Here is a 13,720-nt window from a genome sequence, read left to right on the forward strand (position 1 = left end):
GGGTTCTCAGGCGTTTCTCAAGCGGACGGCCTACGCTCGGTATCCGCGGTGGTCTGCGGTGGACCGCCCAGTGGAGCGGGGAGCGAGATGCGCGTACTGGTGGTGGACGACGATCGCGCCGTCCGGGACTCACTGCGCCGTTCCCTGGAGTTCAACGACTTCGAGGTGGTGACGGCGTCCGACGGCGCCGAAGCGCTCGCCGTGATCGGCAACGTCGACCCCGACGTCGTCGTGATGGACGTGATGATGCCGCGCCTGGACGGCCTGGAGACCACCAAGGCCCTGCGCGCCGCGGGGAACAACGTGCCGATCCTGGTGCTGACCGCGCGGGATGCGGTCGCCGACCGGGTCGACGGGCTGGATGCCGGCGGCGACGACTACCTGACCAAGCCGTTCGCGCTGGAGGAGTTGCTCGCCCGGCTGCGCGCCCTGCTCCGGCGGAGCACGGCGCCCGGTGAGGGCGGCCCGCGCGGCGAGGTCCTGCAGTACGCCGACCTCGTGGTGGATGTCGACGCCCACGAGGTGCACCGCGGCGACGTCCCGATCCAGCTCACCCGCACCGAGTTCTCGCTGCTCGAGCTGCTGATCCGCAACCCGCGCCGCGTCCTCGAGCGCGCCGTCATCCTGGACGCCGTCTGGGGCTACGACTTCCCCACCACCGCGAACTCGCTCGAGGTCTACATCGGCTACCTGCGCCGGAAGACCGAGGTCAACGACCTGCCCCGGCTGATCCACACCGTCCGCGGTATCGGCTACGTACTCCGGGACACCCCGCCGTGAGCAGTCCCGAGGACTTCCCGTCGTACGCCCGCCGTGCTCCGCAACCGCAGCCCCGGCCGGACGCCGTTGCCAGCAGCAACAAACCGGCGCCGGCCGCCGCGCGACCGAGCTGGTGGCAGGAGAAACTGCATCACCTGAGCCTGCATGCCCGGGTGACGCTGCTCGCTGCCGTCGCGGTCGGGCTGGCCGTGGCCTTCGTCAGCATCGCGGCATACGTGACCGTGCGTCAGCAGATGTACCAGAACCTCGACGACAGCCTTCGCGACCGCGCGACGCAGGCCGCTCAGCAGCGGCAGCTGACCGACCAGGCGGTGCTGCAGGCTGTCTCGGCGGAGGCGCTGGGGCTGAGCGACATCCTGCTCGGGGTCTACACCGTCGATGGTCAGCAGCTCGGCGCCAAGAAGAGCACTCTGCCGCCGATGGAAGGTCCGGAGCTGGCCGTCGCGGAGCAGCAGGACATCATCAGCACCCGCACGGTCGGCGCCTCGATGGAGGGCGACCACTACCGCGTGGTCGCCGTCCCGGCGCAGTACTGCCCGCAGGTCAACCGGGAGTGCTACGCGGACGAGTACGTCCCGTCCGCTCTGGTGGTGGCCCAGTCGCTGAAGCCGATCGACCGGACGCTGCACAACATGGGCATCGTGTTGTGGGCGGTCGGGCTGCTCGGCGTGATCGGCGCGGCGATCGCCGGTAACGCGATCGCCGTCTCCGGGCTGCGACCGCTGCAGCGGCTCTCCGGCGCGGCCGAACACGTCGCCCGGACGTCGGAGCTGAAGCCGATCCCGGTCAGCGGGTCGGACGAGATCTCCCGGCTGGCGATGTCGTTCAACGCGATGCTGGCCGCGCTGGCCCGCTCGCAGGACCGGCAGCGCCGCCTGATCGGGGACGCCGGCCACGAGCTGCGGACGCCGCTGACGAGTATCCGGACGAACCTCGACCTGCTCGCCCAGGCGGACAAACGCGGCGGCCTCCGGCCGGAGGACCGGCAGCAGCTGCTGGACGACGTCCGCGCGCAGATGGACGAGCTGACCACGCTGATCGGCGATCTGACCGAGCTGGCCCGTGATACCCCGCAGGTCCGCAATGCCGAGCTGCTGGAGCTGTCGAACGTCGTCGAGGACGCGCTGATCAAGGTCCGCAGGCGTGCGCCGAACCTGGAGTGGGACGTGAAACTGGCGCCCTTCCCGGTCTGGGGCGACGAGCGGCTGCTCGGCCGCGCGGTCACCAACCTGCTCGACAACGCCGCGAAGTACAGCGTCCCCGAGGACGCCGCGCCGCGGAGCGACGGCGCCCCGGCCGGCCGGGTCCGGGTACACCTGCAGGACGGCGTCCTCCAGGTGACGGACTCGGGGCCCGGGATCGCGGAGGCGGACCTGCCGCATGTGTTCGAGCGGTTCTACCGCTCCAGCGAGGCGCGCAGTCGGCCGGGCTCCGGGCTCGGGCTGGCGATCGTCAAACACGCCGCCGAGCAGCACGGCGGGATGATCTACGCCCGGAACGCGCCGGGCGCGGGCGCGCAGTTCACGCTCTGGCTGCCGCACGCCGCCACGCAGACCAGGTAGCTGTGAAGATTCCTTCAGGGGATCTTCATGGAGTTCTTCGGGAGCTCTGCAGCGATCTTCAGGGGGTTCTCAGGTCCGGCGGCCAAAGTACTTCTCATGACCGACAACCAGCCGCCTCAGCCGCAGACCGGTGGTCCCGCCAACAGCGGGCCGTCCTTCGGCGCGAACCCGCCGGAGCGCACGCAGCAGTTGCCGATGTACGGGCAGCATCAGCAGCAGCAGTTCGCTCCGCAGGGCGGGTCATCGCAGCTGGGTCAGCCGGGTCCGCACCCCTCAGGTGGGAGTGCGTACCCGCAGTTCGGGCAGCCGGGTGCGCATCAGGGGGCGTCACCCGGCCCGAGCTGGCCGTTCGGTCCGCAGCAGCAGCCGGCGCCTCCCGCGCCGTCGAAGCCGAAGCGGGCAGGCCTGGCGATCGTGGCCGCTACCGCGCTGCTGGTCGGGGCGGCCGGCGGAGTGGGTGCGGCCGCGGTCTACTCGGCGACGAACGACACCGCCGCGAACCCGTCGGTCACTGCGCCGCTGAGCGGTAACCAGGCCGCTCCGGCGTCCGCGCCGGACGGCTCGGTGCAGCAGGCGGCCGCCAAGGTGCTGCCGAGCGTCGTCAAGATCGCCGTCAGCACCCAGCAGGGCGCGGGCACCGGCTCGGGCATCGTGATCAGCAAGGACGGCCTGATCGTCACCAACAACCACGTCGTCGGCAACGGCGGCGCGGGGGCGAAGATCACCGTCATCCTGAACGACGGCCGCACGGTCCCGGCGACGATCAAGGGCACCGACCCGCTGACCGACCTGGCCGTGATCAAGGCCGACGCCACCGATCTGACCCCGGCCACCCTCGGCTCGAGCGGCAAACTCGCCGTCGGGCAGGGCGTGGTCGCGATCGGCTCGCCGTTCGGGCTGCAGTCGACCGTGACGAGTGGCATCGTCTCGGCGCTGGACCGGCCGGTCACATCGGGCGACCAGCAGCAGGACCGTAGTACGACAGTCTTTCCGGCAATCCAGACGGACGCCGCCATCAACCCGGGTAACTCGGGCGGCGCTCTGATCGACCTCGCCGGCCAGGTGGTCGGAATCAACAGCGCGATCAAAACCGCCGGCGGATCGGGACAATCCGAGGGCGGCAACATCGGCCTGGGCTTCGCAATCCCGATCGACCAGGCCAAGCCGATCATCGACGAGCTGGTGGCCAAGGGCAAGGCCACACATGCGCGGCTCGGGGTGACGGTAGGTGACGCGCAGTCTTCCGACGGGCTCCCGAACGGAGCACGCCTCGGCGAGGCCACGCCGGGCGGTGCAGCGAACAAAGCAGGTCTGCAAGCGGGCGATGTGGTGACCGCTGTGGACGGCAAGGTGATCGCGTCAGGGGACGCGTTGGTCGCCGCAGTTCGCTCGCACCGCCCGGGCGACGAGGTCAAGGTGACCTACGTCCGGGGCGGCAAGTCCCAGACCATCACCGCCACCCTCGGCTCCGACAACGGCAACCCCACTGGCTGATATCCGCCCAAGTCAGGGCTCCGGCCGCCCACCGAGCGGCCGGAGCCCCTTTTTATGCCGATGCGACGCCGGACGGCAGCAGCTAGGTTCGCCGGATGGATTTCTACGCGGAACGACCGCCGCACGCGGCGGATGAACGGACGCAGCTGATCGGCTGGCTGGACCTGCAGCGGAAGCTGGTCCGGCACAAGCTCGAAGGACTCAAGCCGGACGACGAGTACCGGGCGGTGTTCCCGGATTCGCCGTTGATGACGCCGGCCGGGCTGGCGTCGCACCTGAAGTGGACCGAGCACAGCTGGTTCAAGGTCATCTTCCTGACCGCGGAGCGGGAGCTGAACCCGCAGTTCGACCAGTCGCTGCCGGACGACGCCGAGTGGCTGATCGAGGGCGTGCCGCTGGCCCAGCTGCTGGACGAGTACGACGCGCAATGGGCCGAGTCGAACGAGATCGCCGCCGCCCACGCGCTCGACGACTTGGGGAAGCAGGCCGACTTCGCACCGTCGATGCGGTGGATCCTGCTGCACATGGTCGAGGAGACCGCGCGGCACGTCGGGCAGCTGGACACGATGCGTGAGCTGCTCGACGGGCAGAGAGGGTATTACTAGGGGTATGGAGATCCGGCGGGCGGACGATCGATTCGGGACGGCCGAGGGGTGGCTGGAGTCGCGGCACTCGTTCTCGTTCGGGCCGTACTACGACCCCGCGAACGTGGGGTTCGGCTTCCTGGTCGCGCACAACGACGAGACGGTTGCTCCGGGCACCGGGTTCGACCCGCATCCGCATCAGGATCTGGAGATCGTCACCTGGGTGCTGCGGGGCGCGCTCGCGCATCGGGATTCCGAGGGCAACAGCGGCGTCGTCCATCCTGGGCTCGCGCAGCGGATGAGCGCCGGCTCGGGGGTCCGGCACTCGGAGTGGAACGACGCCGACGAGCCGGTGCGCTACGTGCAGATGTGGGTCCGGCCGGATCGGCTCGACCTGCCGCCGTCGTACCAGCAGGCGGAGCTCGATCTGACGACCGGTGAGCTGGTCCCGGTCGCCTCCGGGCTACCGAAACACGCGAGTACGACGGCCATCCGGCTACACCAGCGAGCCGCGGGGCTGTCCGTGGCCCGGCTCGCGACCGCGCAGCCGGTCACCCTGCCGGCCGCGCCGTACGTGCACGTCTTCGTCGCCGACGGCTCAGCGAGCGTGGAGGGCGTCGGCGAGCTGAGTACGGCGGACGCCGTCCGGCTCACCGACTCAGACAGCCGGCGGCTGACCGCCGGCCCGGCGGGCGCCGAAGTGCTGGTCTGGGAGATGTACTAGTCGCGCTGTTCGCTCATCGTCCAGACGTGGTTCAGGGCTTGGCCTGCGACGCCCTCGGGGTTCTGGGCGAAGCCCTCGACGAACTGGCTCATGTGCTGCTGCCAGCGCTGGTCGGTCGGGTCCTCGCGGAGCTGCGCGACGGCGGCCTCGAAGTCGGCGCACTCGACCAGATGGAACAGGTCGCGACCGCTGCGCCAGATCGACCAGTCGGTGATACCGGCGGCGCGCATCACGGTGATGAGCTCCGGCCAGACGCGGGCGTGTTCGAGCTGGTACGCCTCTTCGGTGCCGGGGAGCAGCCGGCTGTGCAGGGCTAAACGGGTCACAATCGGGCAGGATACGCGGTCTCTATGGCAAAGCCGGGTCAACTTTCCACCCCGGTACTGGCGTCGTACTTGGGTGGGTTGAGTAGTTTCGCCCGTGTGTTTGCCAATCGTCGTGCGAGAGTTGGAACCGTGAAGCGAACCGCTGCTGTCGTCTGTGTAAGTAGTCTGCTGATCACCGCTGGTTGCTCCGACAGCAAGTCGGGCGACGGCGGGAAGGCGGACCCGGACAACGAGAAGCAGGCATCCGCCCAGGTGGTGAAGCAGTTCGCGGACGCCTGGGTGAAGGCCTGGGCGCCGGACGGCAAGCCCACCGAGGCCGCCGCGCTCACCGACGACCCGACCGCGTTCGGCAAGCGGCTGGACGACGTCGACTCGGCGCTCGCGGCCAGCTCGGCCAAGGTCACCCCGCAGGGTGAGGTGAACTGCTCGGACGACGCCACCTGCACGCAGGAGCTGGCCGTCGAGGCGGAGCTGCGCGGGATCGGCACGATGAAGTGGACCAGTACGGCGACCGCCGTGAAGGTCGCCGACACCTGGAAGGTGAAGGCCGCCGGCGACACCATCTACCCGGGGCTCGGCGACGCGAACTACCTCAAGCGCACCCGGAACCTGCCCTCGCGGGCCTCGATCCAGGACCGGCACGGCGTCGCCCTGACGTCGAACCGGCCGATCGTCATCGTCGGCGTCGCCTCCGGCACGGCCGCCACCGCGGCGACGTACGCCGCCTTCACCAAGAACCTGGACGTCGACGGCGCGAAGCTGGCCAAGCGGGCCAAGGCCGCGCCGGCCGGTCAGTTCGTGGACGCGATCACGATCCGCGCCGAGCAGTGGGAGAAGCTGCGGCCGACGATGGGCAAGCTGCCCGGCGTCCTGACCATGGGCGGGACGGCGTCCCTGGCGGCCACCCCGACCTTCGCGCGCTCGGTGCTCGGCACGATGAAGCAGGCCAACGAGGACACCCTGAAGAACGCGGGCCCGACCGCCTCCGCGCAGGACCAGGTCGGCGTCAACGGCCTGCAGTACGCGTTCCAGCAGCAGCTGGCCGGGACGCCGGGCGGCATCGTCTCGCTGCGCGACGGCAAGACCAAGCTGACCATCAAGGAGATCTTCACCCAGAAGGGCACCCCCGGGAAGCCGGTGAAGACGACGCTGGACACCAAGATGCAGCAGGCCGCCGAGGCCGCGCTCGGGGCCCAGAAGCTGCCGGCGTCGCTGGTCGCCGTCCAGGCTTCCACCGGGCAGATCCTGGCCGTCGCCAACGGGCCGGACGTGACCAGCTACAACCGCGCCTTCCAGGGGCACTACGCGCCGGGATCGACGTTCAAGACCGTCACGTCGGCGGCGCTGCTCGGCAGCGGCCTGACCACCAACAGCTCGGTCCCCTGCACCGACACGATCAACGTCTTCGGTAAGACCTTCAAGAACTACGACGCGCTCGCGGCGTACGGCGCGGGCCCGATGCAGAAGGCGTTCAACCAGTCCTGCAACACCGCGTTCATCTCCCAGCACGGGCGGCTGCCCAAGGACGGGATGACCAAGGCCGCGGCGATGTTCGGGATCGGCCGCGACCTGAACCTGTCGATCCCGGCGTACGGCGGCGAGGTGCCGGCGCCCAAGGACGACGTCGAGGAGGCCGCCTCGATGATCGGCCAGGGCACCGTCACCGCCAGCCCGCTGGCGATCGCGCTGGTCGGCGCCGCGATCGACCACGGCACCGCGATGAAGCCGGTGCTGGTCCCGGGCAAGGACGCCGCCGGCACCGCGGCCGCTCCGTTGCCCGCGGCAACCGCTGCGGCGCTGCGGACGTTCATGCGGACCACCGTCACCGGCGGGACCGCGCACCTGCTGGCGCAGAGCGGCACCGTCGGTGCCAAGACCGGTACGGCGGAGGTCGTCAAGGACGGCAAGGTCGTCACCAACGGCTGGATGGTCGGCTACCGCGGTGACGTCGCGTTCGCGGTGATCGTCGAGGGCGGCGAGTCCGGCGGCAAGGCGGCCGGGCCGATCCTGAAGAACTTCCTGTCCAAGTTCAAGTGAAGATCCTGAAAGTTCGCTGAAAGCGCGGTGTTCCGGGGTTTTCGTCACCTAGGGTTGCCGGATGGAGACCCTGATCTGTCCGAAGTGCCGCGGCGCGATGCGCACCTACGAGCGCAGCGGCCTGAGCATCGACCAGTGCACCGAGTGCCGTGGAATCTTCCTCGACCGCGGTGAGCTGGAGCACCTGGTGGACGCCGAGCTGCGCTACAACGCACCGCAGCAGCCGCGGCGCGAGGAGAAGCGGTACGACGACGATCGCCGCTACGACAACGACCGTCGGTACGAGGAGAAGAAGCGGTACGACGACGACCGCCGCTACGACGAGCGGAGCGGCTACTCCGGCTCCGGCCAGTACCACCATAAAAAGAAGAAGAAATCCTTCCTGGAGGAGCTCTTCGACTGATGCGGGTTTAGGGTCACCGGTGTGAGCGCACCGCTGGTGACCCTTCGCCCGACCACCGAGGACGAGTTCCCGGAGACCTACCGTCGCGCCGTCGAGTCCTACGCGGCCGGGATCGGCCCGGCCCGGGATCTCGATCCGGCCGGCGCGCTGGAATACGCCCGGACGGCGATCGAGAAACAGCTCACCGACGGCCTCCGGAGTCCGGGGCACCTCTTCTACACGGCCTGGGCCGGGGCGGACGAGGTCGGCAGCGTCTGGATCGGGACGTCGGGCCCGGCGCCGTTCATCAACAGCATCGAGGTGCTCGCCGACCGGCGCGGCCAGGGCTACGGCCGCGCGATCATGCTCGCCCTCGAACAGGAGTGCCGCGCGCTGGGCTACCAGCGGATCGACCTGAACGTCTTCGGCGACAACCCGACCGCGATCAACCTCTACACCTCACTCGGCTACGCGATCGTCGCCCAGCAGATGCGCAAAGAGCTCTGAAAACCCGCTGGACAGTGCTTTCCGGCCGCGTCTACGGTCGAGAGATGCAGAATGAGTACGGTTGATATCCGACAGTGATCGCGGCTCGCGAGCTGACCAAGACCTACACCTTCCATCAGCAGCGCGCCGGTCTCGGCGGAGCGCTGAAGAGCCTCGTCCGGCGTAACTACGAGACCAGGCTCGCGGTCGACCGGATCGGTTTCGAGATCGGCCGCGGTGAGGTCGTCGGCCTGCTCGGGCCGAACGGCGCCGGGAAGACGACGACACTGAAGATGTTGTCGGGGCTGCTGTACCCGACGTCCGGCTCGCTGGAGGTGCTCGGGTACCGGCCGTCCGAGCGCAAACACGACTACCTGCGCCGGATCGCCCTGGTGATGGGGCAGAAGTCGATGCTGTGGTGGGACGTCCCGGCGATGGAGAGTCTCCTGCTGCACAAGGAGATGTACGGGCTGTCGACGGCCGAGTTCGAGCGGAACGTCGGCGAGCTGGCCGAGCTGCTCGACGTCCGGCAGCTGCTCGACGTCCAGGTGCGGAAGACGTCGCTCGGCGAGCGGATGAAGCTGGAGCTGTTGACGGCGCTCGTGCACGGGCCGGAGGTTCTGTTCCTGGATGAGCCGACGATCGGGCTGGATGTGGTCGCGAAGGCGCGCGTTCGCGGTTTCCTCGCCGATGTGAACAGGCTGCGCGGGACGACGATCCTGATCACCAGCCACGACATGGACGACATCGAGGCGCTGTGCTCGCGGGTGATGATCATCGACCACGGGCGGCTGCAGTTCGACGGCGCCCTGGACGAGCTGGTCCGGACGGCGCGGCCGCGCAAGCTGGTCCGGGCGACCTACGCGGAGCCGCCGGGCGACGGCGTCCTGGCCGGGGTCGAGGGCGTCAGCGGGGTTGTTTCCGACGGGCTGACGGTCCGCCTCGAGGTGGATCGCGACCGGGCGGGCGACGTCCTGGGTGCGCTGACGCGGCTCGGCCCGCTGGTGGATCTCGACGTGGCGGACGCCGACGTCGAGGACATCATGCGGGATCTGTTCGAGCGCCGCGGGGAGGCGTCGTGAGCAGGCTGAGCCGCACTCTGCGCGTGCTGCGCCGGATGACGGCGGCCGAGATCGCCCAGCAGTCGATCTACCGCGGCTCCTGGGTGATCTTCATGCTGGCGAACATCTTCGTCCCGATCACGTCGTTGCTGATCTGGCGGACGGCGCTCACCCACGGCGCCCGGCTCCCGGTCGACGAGCGGTACGTGACGACGTACTTCGTCCTGCTCGGGTTCGTGACGATGGCGACGTCGTCCTGGGCGGCGGGGTTCATCGCCAGTGACATCCGGCTCGGGACGCTGTCCAGCTGGATGGTCCGGCCGGCGTCGCTGCTGCTCGGGTTCGTCGCGAACAACCTGTCGGAGAAGTTCCTCAAGCTGATCGCGCTGGTCCCGATGATCGGGATCGTCTGGTGGTTCTTCCGGGCATCGATGGTCGTGCCGGCCGGTCTCGGGCGGTGGGCGCTGTTCGCGATCGCCGTCCTGCTCGGGGCGGTGCTGGTGTTCACGATCGACATCCTGATCGCGGCGCTCGCGTTCTGGCTGGACGACGTGAGCGCACTCGTGCAGGCGCGGGTGATCATCGCGAGTGTGTTGTCGGGGGCCGTCGTCCCGCTGGCGCTGATGCCGTCGTGGTCGCGGTCCTTCGCCGATTTCCAGCCGTTCCGGTTCACGGTGTCGTTCCCGGTGGAGATCGTGGCCGGGCGAATGTCGGGGGCCGAGCTCTGGATGGGGTTCGGGCTTCAGGTCGGGTACGTCGTCCTCGCTGGGGTCCTGGCCCGGGTGGTGTGGGCCGCCGGGTTGCGGGCCTACTCGGCGGTGGGCGCATGAGGTACGCACGGTTGTGGCGGCGGTTCTTCGCGCAGGCCGTCGTCCGGGAGACGCAGTACCGGGCGCATTTCCTGACCACGCTGGGGGTCGGGCTCGTCCAGCTCGGGCTGGGGATCGTGCCGACGCTGCTGCTGTTCGGGTTCACCGCGGAGTTGCGCGGGTGGTCGCGGGCGGAGGTGATCGCGCTGGTCGGCGTCCACCAGATCTGCACCGGGCTGATCGCGGCGTTCGTCGCGCCGAACCTGAACCGGATGACGAGCTACCTGACCGAGGGCGAGCTCGACACGGTGCTGCTGCGGCCGGTTTCGAGCCAGTTCTACCTGACCTTCCGCTGGATCAACGTGGCCGAGCTGAGCAACGTCGCCAGCGGGATCGGCGTCCTGGTCATCGGTCTGGTCCAGTCGGAGCTTCGCCCGGACGCCGGCCACGTCGCCCAAGCCGTCCTGCTCGCGGGCTGCGGTCTCGTCCTGCTCACCGCCGCCTGGTCGACGCTGGCCTACCTCGCGTTCTGGCTGCAGTCCGTCGGCCCGATCGGCATCGTCTACACCAGCCTCGCCGAAGCCGGCCGCTACCCACTCGCGTTCTTCCCCGTGGCGGTCCGCACCTTCCTCACCTTCGCCTTCCCCGTAGCCTTCGCCACCACCTTCCCCATCCAAGCCCTCGCCGGCGGCCTCCCCTGGCACTACCTGGCCCTGGCCCCCGCCCTAACCCTCGCCGCCCTCCTCCTCAACCGCCTCCTCTGGTCCCAAGGCCTCCGCACCTACTCCAGCGCCTCCAGCTGACCCCCGTTTGTCCGTCGCGTGTGGTTTGGTGGTGCTGACGGGAGGTTGAGATGACTTGGTGGGTCCTGCACGTGGACATGGACCAGTTCATCGCGGCTGTGGAGATCCGCCGGCGGCCGGAGTTGCGCGGGGTGCCGGTGGTGGTGGGTGGGTCGGGTGATCCGGCGAAACCTCGCCAGGTGGTGGCGACGGCGTCGTACGAGGCGCGCGAGTTCGGCGTCCACTCGGGGATGCCGTTGCGTGCGGCGGTCAAGAAGTGTCCGGACGCCGTGTTCCTGCCGTCCGATCCGGGGGCGTACGAGGCGGCGTCCGCCGAGGTGATGGACACGCTGCGCGAGTTCCCGGTGGTGGTCGAGGTCTGGGGGTGGGACGAGTGCTTCGTCGGCGCCGAGACCGACGACCCGGAGGCGCTCGCCGCGGCGCTGCGGGCGGCGGTGGCGGCGAAGACCGGGCTGACCTGCTCGATCGGGATCGGTGACAACAAGACCCGCGCGAAGCTGGCGACGACGTTCGCCAAACAGCCGCGGTCACATGCGGCGCCGTTCGAGGGCGCCAGTGCGGAAGCGCCGGGCGTCTACCGGCTGACCGCGGCGAACTGGCGCGCGGTGATGGACCATCGCCCGGTCCGCGAGCTATGGGGGATCGGCAGCCGGATGGAGCGCAACCTCAACGAGCTCGGCCTGACCACGGTCGCCGAGCTGGCCGCGGCCGATGTCGAGATGCTCCGCGAGCGGTTCGGTCCGAAGATGGGCGCCTGGTACGCCGCTCTCGGGCGCGGCCTCGGCGACACCGAGATCACCGAGGTCCCGCGGGAGCCGGTCTCGCGCAGCCACGAGGAGACCTTCGAACGCGACCTGGCCGAACCGGCCGAGATCGCCGCGGAGCTGCGCCGGATCGCGGTCGCGGTGACGCGCGAGGTCGTCGCGGACGGCCGCAGCATCCAGCGCGTCTGGGTCAAGGTCCGGTTCACGAGTTTCTACACCCCGATCAAGAGCCGCAAGCTGCCCGCGATCACCCAGGATCCGGAGGTGGTCGCCGCGACGGCGCTCGCTCTGCTGGAGAAGTTCGAGCTCCGGCGTCCGGTCCGGCTGCTGGGCGTGCGGGTCGAGTTCGCGGCGTGAGCCATCCGGAGCGAGGTCGGCGCCGAAGAGCCGTCGTGATGTCACGACGTACGCTCCTCGCGGCCGCCGCCAGCCTGAGCCTGGGCGGCTGCTCGAGCGAGCCCATGGCGTCCGACGGGGTGGTCAAGGTGCGGTACGGCGACGACGAGTCGCAGATCGCCGAGCTGCATCTCCCGCCTGGCGCCGCGCCGGTGCCGGCCGCGGTGGTCATCCACGGCGGCTTCTGGCAGAGCGGGTACGGGATGAGCCTGGCGACGCCGCTGGCCGCGGATCTCGCGCGGAACGGGATCGCCGGGTATGCCATCGAGTACCGCCGGGTCGGCAACGGCGGCGGCTGGCCGGCCACGTTCGAGGACGTCGCGGCCGCCATCGACGCGCTCGCCGATCAGCCGCGGATCGAGCTCACCAAAGTCGTCGCCGTCGGCCACTCGGCCGGCGGTCACCTCGCGGTGTGGGCGGCCGGCCGATCCGCGCTGCCGCCCTCGGCTCCCGGCGCGACACCGCGTGTCCAGCTCCGCGGCGCCGTCTCCCAGGCCGGCGTCCTCGATCTCGCCACCGCGCACCGCGAACAGGTCGGCGGCAGCGCCGTCCAGGAGCTCCTCGGCGGCACACCCGACTCCCATCCCGACCGCTACGCCCTCGCTTCGCCGTCCGAGCGGCTGCCGCTCAAGGTCCCGGTCGCGCTCGTCCACGGAACGCGGGATGCCGCCGTACCGCTTGCCCAAAGCGCCGATTACGCGGCCGCCGCCCGCAAGGTCGGCGACCCGGTCACCCTCACCGAACTGCCACACGTCGGCCACTTCGAGCTGATCGACCCGCGGCACCAGGCCTGGCAGACCTGCCGCTCCGAAGCCGCCCGCCTGCTCGGCTGAGGCGCCGCGATCACTGCGTCGTCGGCGACTCCTCGCGGAGGTGCTGGACGACGTCGCGGAGCCGAACGCTGTGTTCGACAGCGGTTTGGGCCATGACGTCGTACGCGGCGGCGCGGTCGAGGTTGTAGCGCTCCATGAGGATGCCGATGCCGGAGCCCACGGTCGTGTGTGAGGTCATCGAGCGACGGAGGCGGGTTTGGTACCAGAGGCCCTCGAGCGCGATCCCGGCGTACGTGCAGAAGTTCGGCAGTCGGTCCCGGCCGGGCGTCTCGGCCGGGAGATAGAGCGACAGGACGCCGCGCGGACGACCGGTCCCTGGGAACACGGGAGCGTGGACGACGGTGCTGACATCTGCGGGCTGTGTGGGCAGCGCACTGCCCTCGACGATGGTCCGGTCTCGGACCGCAGCCCACCAAGGACCATCCGGGACGGCGACCTCGGCACGGACGAGGTCGGCCGCCGCGCCGGCGATCGCACCCAGCCGCTGCTGGGAGTCGATGGTCGCCAACGCGGGCAAGGCGCAGTCGAAGGCCTCGGCCGCTGCGTCGGCGACGGCGTCCAGCAGCTCCTCGAATTGCTGGATGCGGTGCAGCCGGAGGGCGAGATCGGCGAAGTACGCGGCTTCGTCGTGGCGACCGTGCGCGGGGGAAGCGGGCAATGGGCTCTCCAGTCAGGGCAT

At 70.0% G+C, this 13,720-nt stretch carries 15 protein-coding genes; 13 read left to right on the top strand and 2 right to left on the bottom strand.

The features are described 5' to 3' along the window. Positions 1–87 precede the first annotated feature (87 nt). The 5 genes from ACZ6ZD_RS07490 to ACZ6ZD_RS07510 all read left to right on the top strand — a co-directional run bounded on the left by ACZ6ZD_RS07490 (position 88) and on the right by ACZ6ZD_RS07510 (position 5,144). On the top strand, positions 88–780 hold the full coding sequence (locus tag ACZ6ZD_RS07490; RefSeq protein ID WP_465669359.1) for a response regulator transcription factor: 693 nt from the start codon (positions 88–90) through the stop codon (positions 778–780). Then, positions 777–2,342, top strand: a complete 1,566-nt coding sequence (locus ACZ6ZD_RS07495) for a sensor histidine kinase (protein ID WP_465669361.1) — start codon at positions 777–779, stop codon at positions 2,340–2,342. Before ACZ6ZD_RS07490 ends, ACZ6ZD_RS07495 begins: the two co-directional genes overlap by 4 nt. A 96-nt stretch (positions 2,343–2,438) precedes the next feature. Further along, positions 2,439–3,836: a S1C family serine protease gene (locus ACZ6ZD_RS07500; protein ID WP_465669363.1), complete on the top strand. Its 1,398-nt coding sequence runs from the start codon at positions 2,439–2,441 to the stop codon at positions 3,834–3,836. Between the two features lie 95 nt (positions 3,837–3,931). Then, a complete protein-coding gene (locus tag ACZ6ZD_RS07505; RefSeq protein ID WP_465669365.1) occupies positions 3,932–4,441 on the top strand; it encodes a DinB family protein in 510 nt (169 codons plus the stop codon). 4 nt (positions 4,442–4,445) lie between these two features. Next, entirely contained in the window at positions 4,446–5,144 is a 699-nt protein-coding gene (locus ACZ6ZD_RS07510) for a pirin family protein (RefSeq protein ID WP_465669367.1), read from the top strand. On the opposite strand, the gene ACZ6ZD_RS07515 is transcribed toward ACZ6ZD_RS07510, so the two are convergent. Beyond that, positions 5,141–5,470, bottom strand: coding sequence for an L-rhamnose mutarotase (locus ACZ6ZD_RS07515; protein ID WP_465669369.1), 330 nt, complete (start codon positions 5,468–5,470; stop codon positions 5,141–5,143). The genes ACZ6ZD_RS07510 and ACZ6ZD_RS07515 overlap by 4 nt on opposite strands. 129 nt (positions 5,471–5,599) lie before the next feature. On the opposite strand from ACZ6ZD_RS07515, the gene ACZ6ZD_RS07520 reads away from it, so the two are divergent. The 8 genes from ACZ6ZD_RS07520 (at position 5,600) to ACZ6ZD_RS07555 (ending at position 13,041) form a co-directional block, all read left to right on the top strand. Continuing rightward, positions 5,600–7,507, top strand: coding sequence for a penicillin-binding transpeptidase domain-containing protein (locus tag ACZ6ZD_RS07520; protein ID WP_465669371.1), 1,908 nt, complete (start codon positions 5,600–5,602; stop codon positions 7,505–7,507). 61 nt (positions 7,508–7,568) lie between these two features. Beyond that, complete coding sequence (locus tag ACZ6ZD_RS07525) at positions 7,569–7,910, top strand: TFIIB-type zinc ribbon-containing protein (RefSeq protein WP_465669373.1); 342 nt, start codon at positions 7,569–7,571, stop codon at positions 7,908–7,910. A 21-nt stretch (positions 7,911–7,931) separates the two neighbouring features. Beyond that, on the top strand, positions 7,932–8,396 hold the full coding sequence (locus tag ACZ6ZD_RS07530; protein WP_465669375.1) for a GNAT family N-acetyltransferase: 465 nt from the start codon (positions 7,932–7,934) through the stop codon (positions 8,394–8,396). A 74-nt stretch (positions 8,397–8,470) separates the two neighbouring features. Beyond that, positions 8,471–9,457: an ABC transporter ATP-binding protein gene (locus tag ACZ6ZD_RS07535; RefSeq protein ID WP_465669377.1), complete on the top strand. Its 987-nt coding sequence runs from the start codon at positions 8,471–8,473 to the stop codon at positions 9,455–9,457. Beyond that, complete coding sequence (locus tag ACZ6ZD_RS07540) at positions 9,454–10,266, top strand: ABC transporter permease (protein WP_465669379.1); 813 nt, start codon at positions 9,454–9,456, stop codon at positions 10,264–10,266. The genes ACZ6ZD_RS07535 and ACZ6ZD_RS07540 overlap by 4 nt, the downstream gene beginning before the upstream one ends. Continuing rightward, positions 10,263–11,048 (top strand): ABC transporter permease, encoded by a 786-nt coding sequence (locus ACZ6ZD_RS07545; protein ID WP_465669381.1) that lies wholly within the window; start codon positions 10,263–10,265, stop codon positions 11,046–11,048. Before ACZ6ZD_RS07540 ends, ACZ6ZD_RS07545 begins: the two co-directional genes overlap by 4 nt. A 50-nt stretch (positions 11,049–11,098) precedes the next feature. Then, positions 11,099–12,169 carry a DNA polymerase IV gene (locus ACZ6ZD_RS07550; RefSeq protein ID WP_465669383.1) on the top strand — a complete coding sequence of 357 codons (1,071 nt, stop codon included), beginning with the start codon at positions 11,099–11,101 and terminating at the stop codon, positions 12,167–12,169. 38 nt (positions 12,170–12,207) lie between these two features. Beyond that, a complete protein-coding gene (locus ACZ6ZD_RS07555; protein ID WP_465669385.1) occupies positions 12,208–13,041 on the top strand; it encodes an alpha/beta hydrolase family protein in 834 nt (277 codons plus the stop codon). A 10-nt stretch (positions 13,042–13,051) separates the two neighbouring features. Here the strand turns inward: ACZ6ZD_RS07555 and ACZ6ZD_RS07560 are convergent, their stop codons facing one another. Beyond that, the gene (locus ACZ6ZD_RS07560; RefSeq protein WP_465669387.1) at positions 13,052–13,699 is read right to left on the bottom strand and encodes an ANTAR domain-containing protein; all 648 of its coding nucleotides are present in this window, start codon (positions 13,697–13,699) and stop codon (positions 13,052–13,054) included. Positions 13,700–13,720 lie beyond the last annotated feature (21 nt).

This window comes from Kribbella sp. NPDC104218 (assembly GCF_055584105.1).

Bases quoted from the DNA above. Each gene is read 5' to 3' on its own strand.
- ACZ6ZD_RS07490 (WP_465669359.1), top strand. From the start codon at position 88: ATGCGCGTACTGGTGGTGGACGACGATCGCGCCGTCCGGGACTCACTG.
- ACZ6ZD_RS07500 (WP_465669363.1), top strand. From the start codon at position 2,439: ATGACCGACAACCAGCCGCCTCAGCCGCAGACCGGTGGTCCCGCCAAC.
- ACZ6ZD_RS07505 (WP_465669365.1), top strand. From the start codon at position 3,932: ATGGATTTCTACGCGGAACGACCGCCGCACGCGGCGGATGAACGGACG.
- ACZ6ZD_RS07510 (WP_465669367.1), top strand. From the start codon at position 4,446: ATGGAGATCCGGCGGGCGGACGATCGATTCGGGACGGCCGAGGGGTGG.
- ACZ6ZD_RS07525 (WP_465669373.1), top strand. From the start codon at position 7,569: ATGGAGACCCTGATCTGTCCGAAGTGCCGCGGCGCGATGCGCACCTAC.
- ACZ6ZD_RS07545 (WP_465669381.1), top strand. From the start codon at position 10,263: ATGAGGTACGCACGGTTGTGGCGGCGGTTCTTCGCGCAGGCCGTCGTC.
- ACZ6ZD_RS07550 (WP_465669383.1), top strand. From the start codon at position 11,099: ATGACTTGGTGGGTCCTGCACGTGGACATGGACCAGTTCATCGCGGCT.
- ACZ6ZD_RS07555 (WP_465669385.1), top strand. From the start codon at position 12,208: ATGTCACGACGTACGCTCCTCGCGGCCGCCGCCAGCCTGAGCCTGGGC.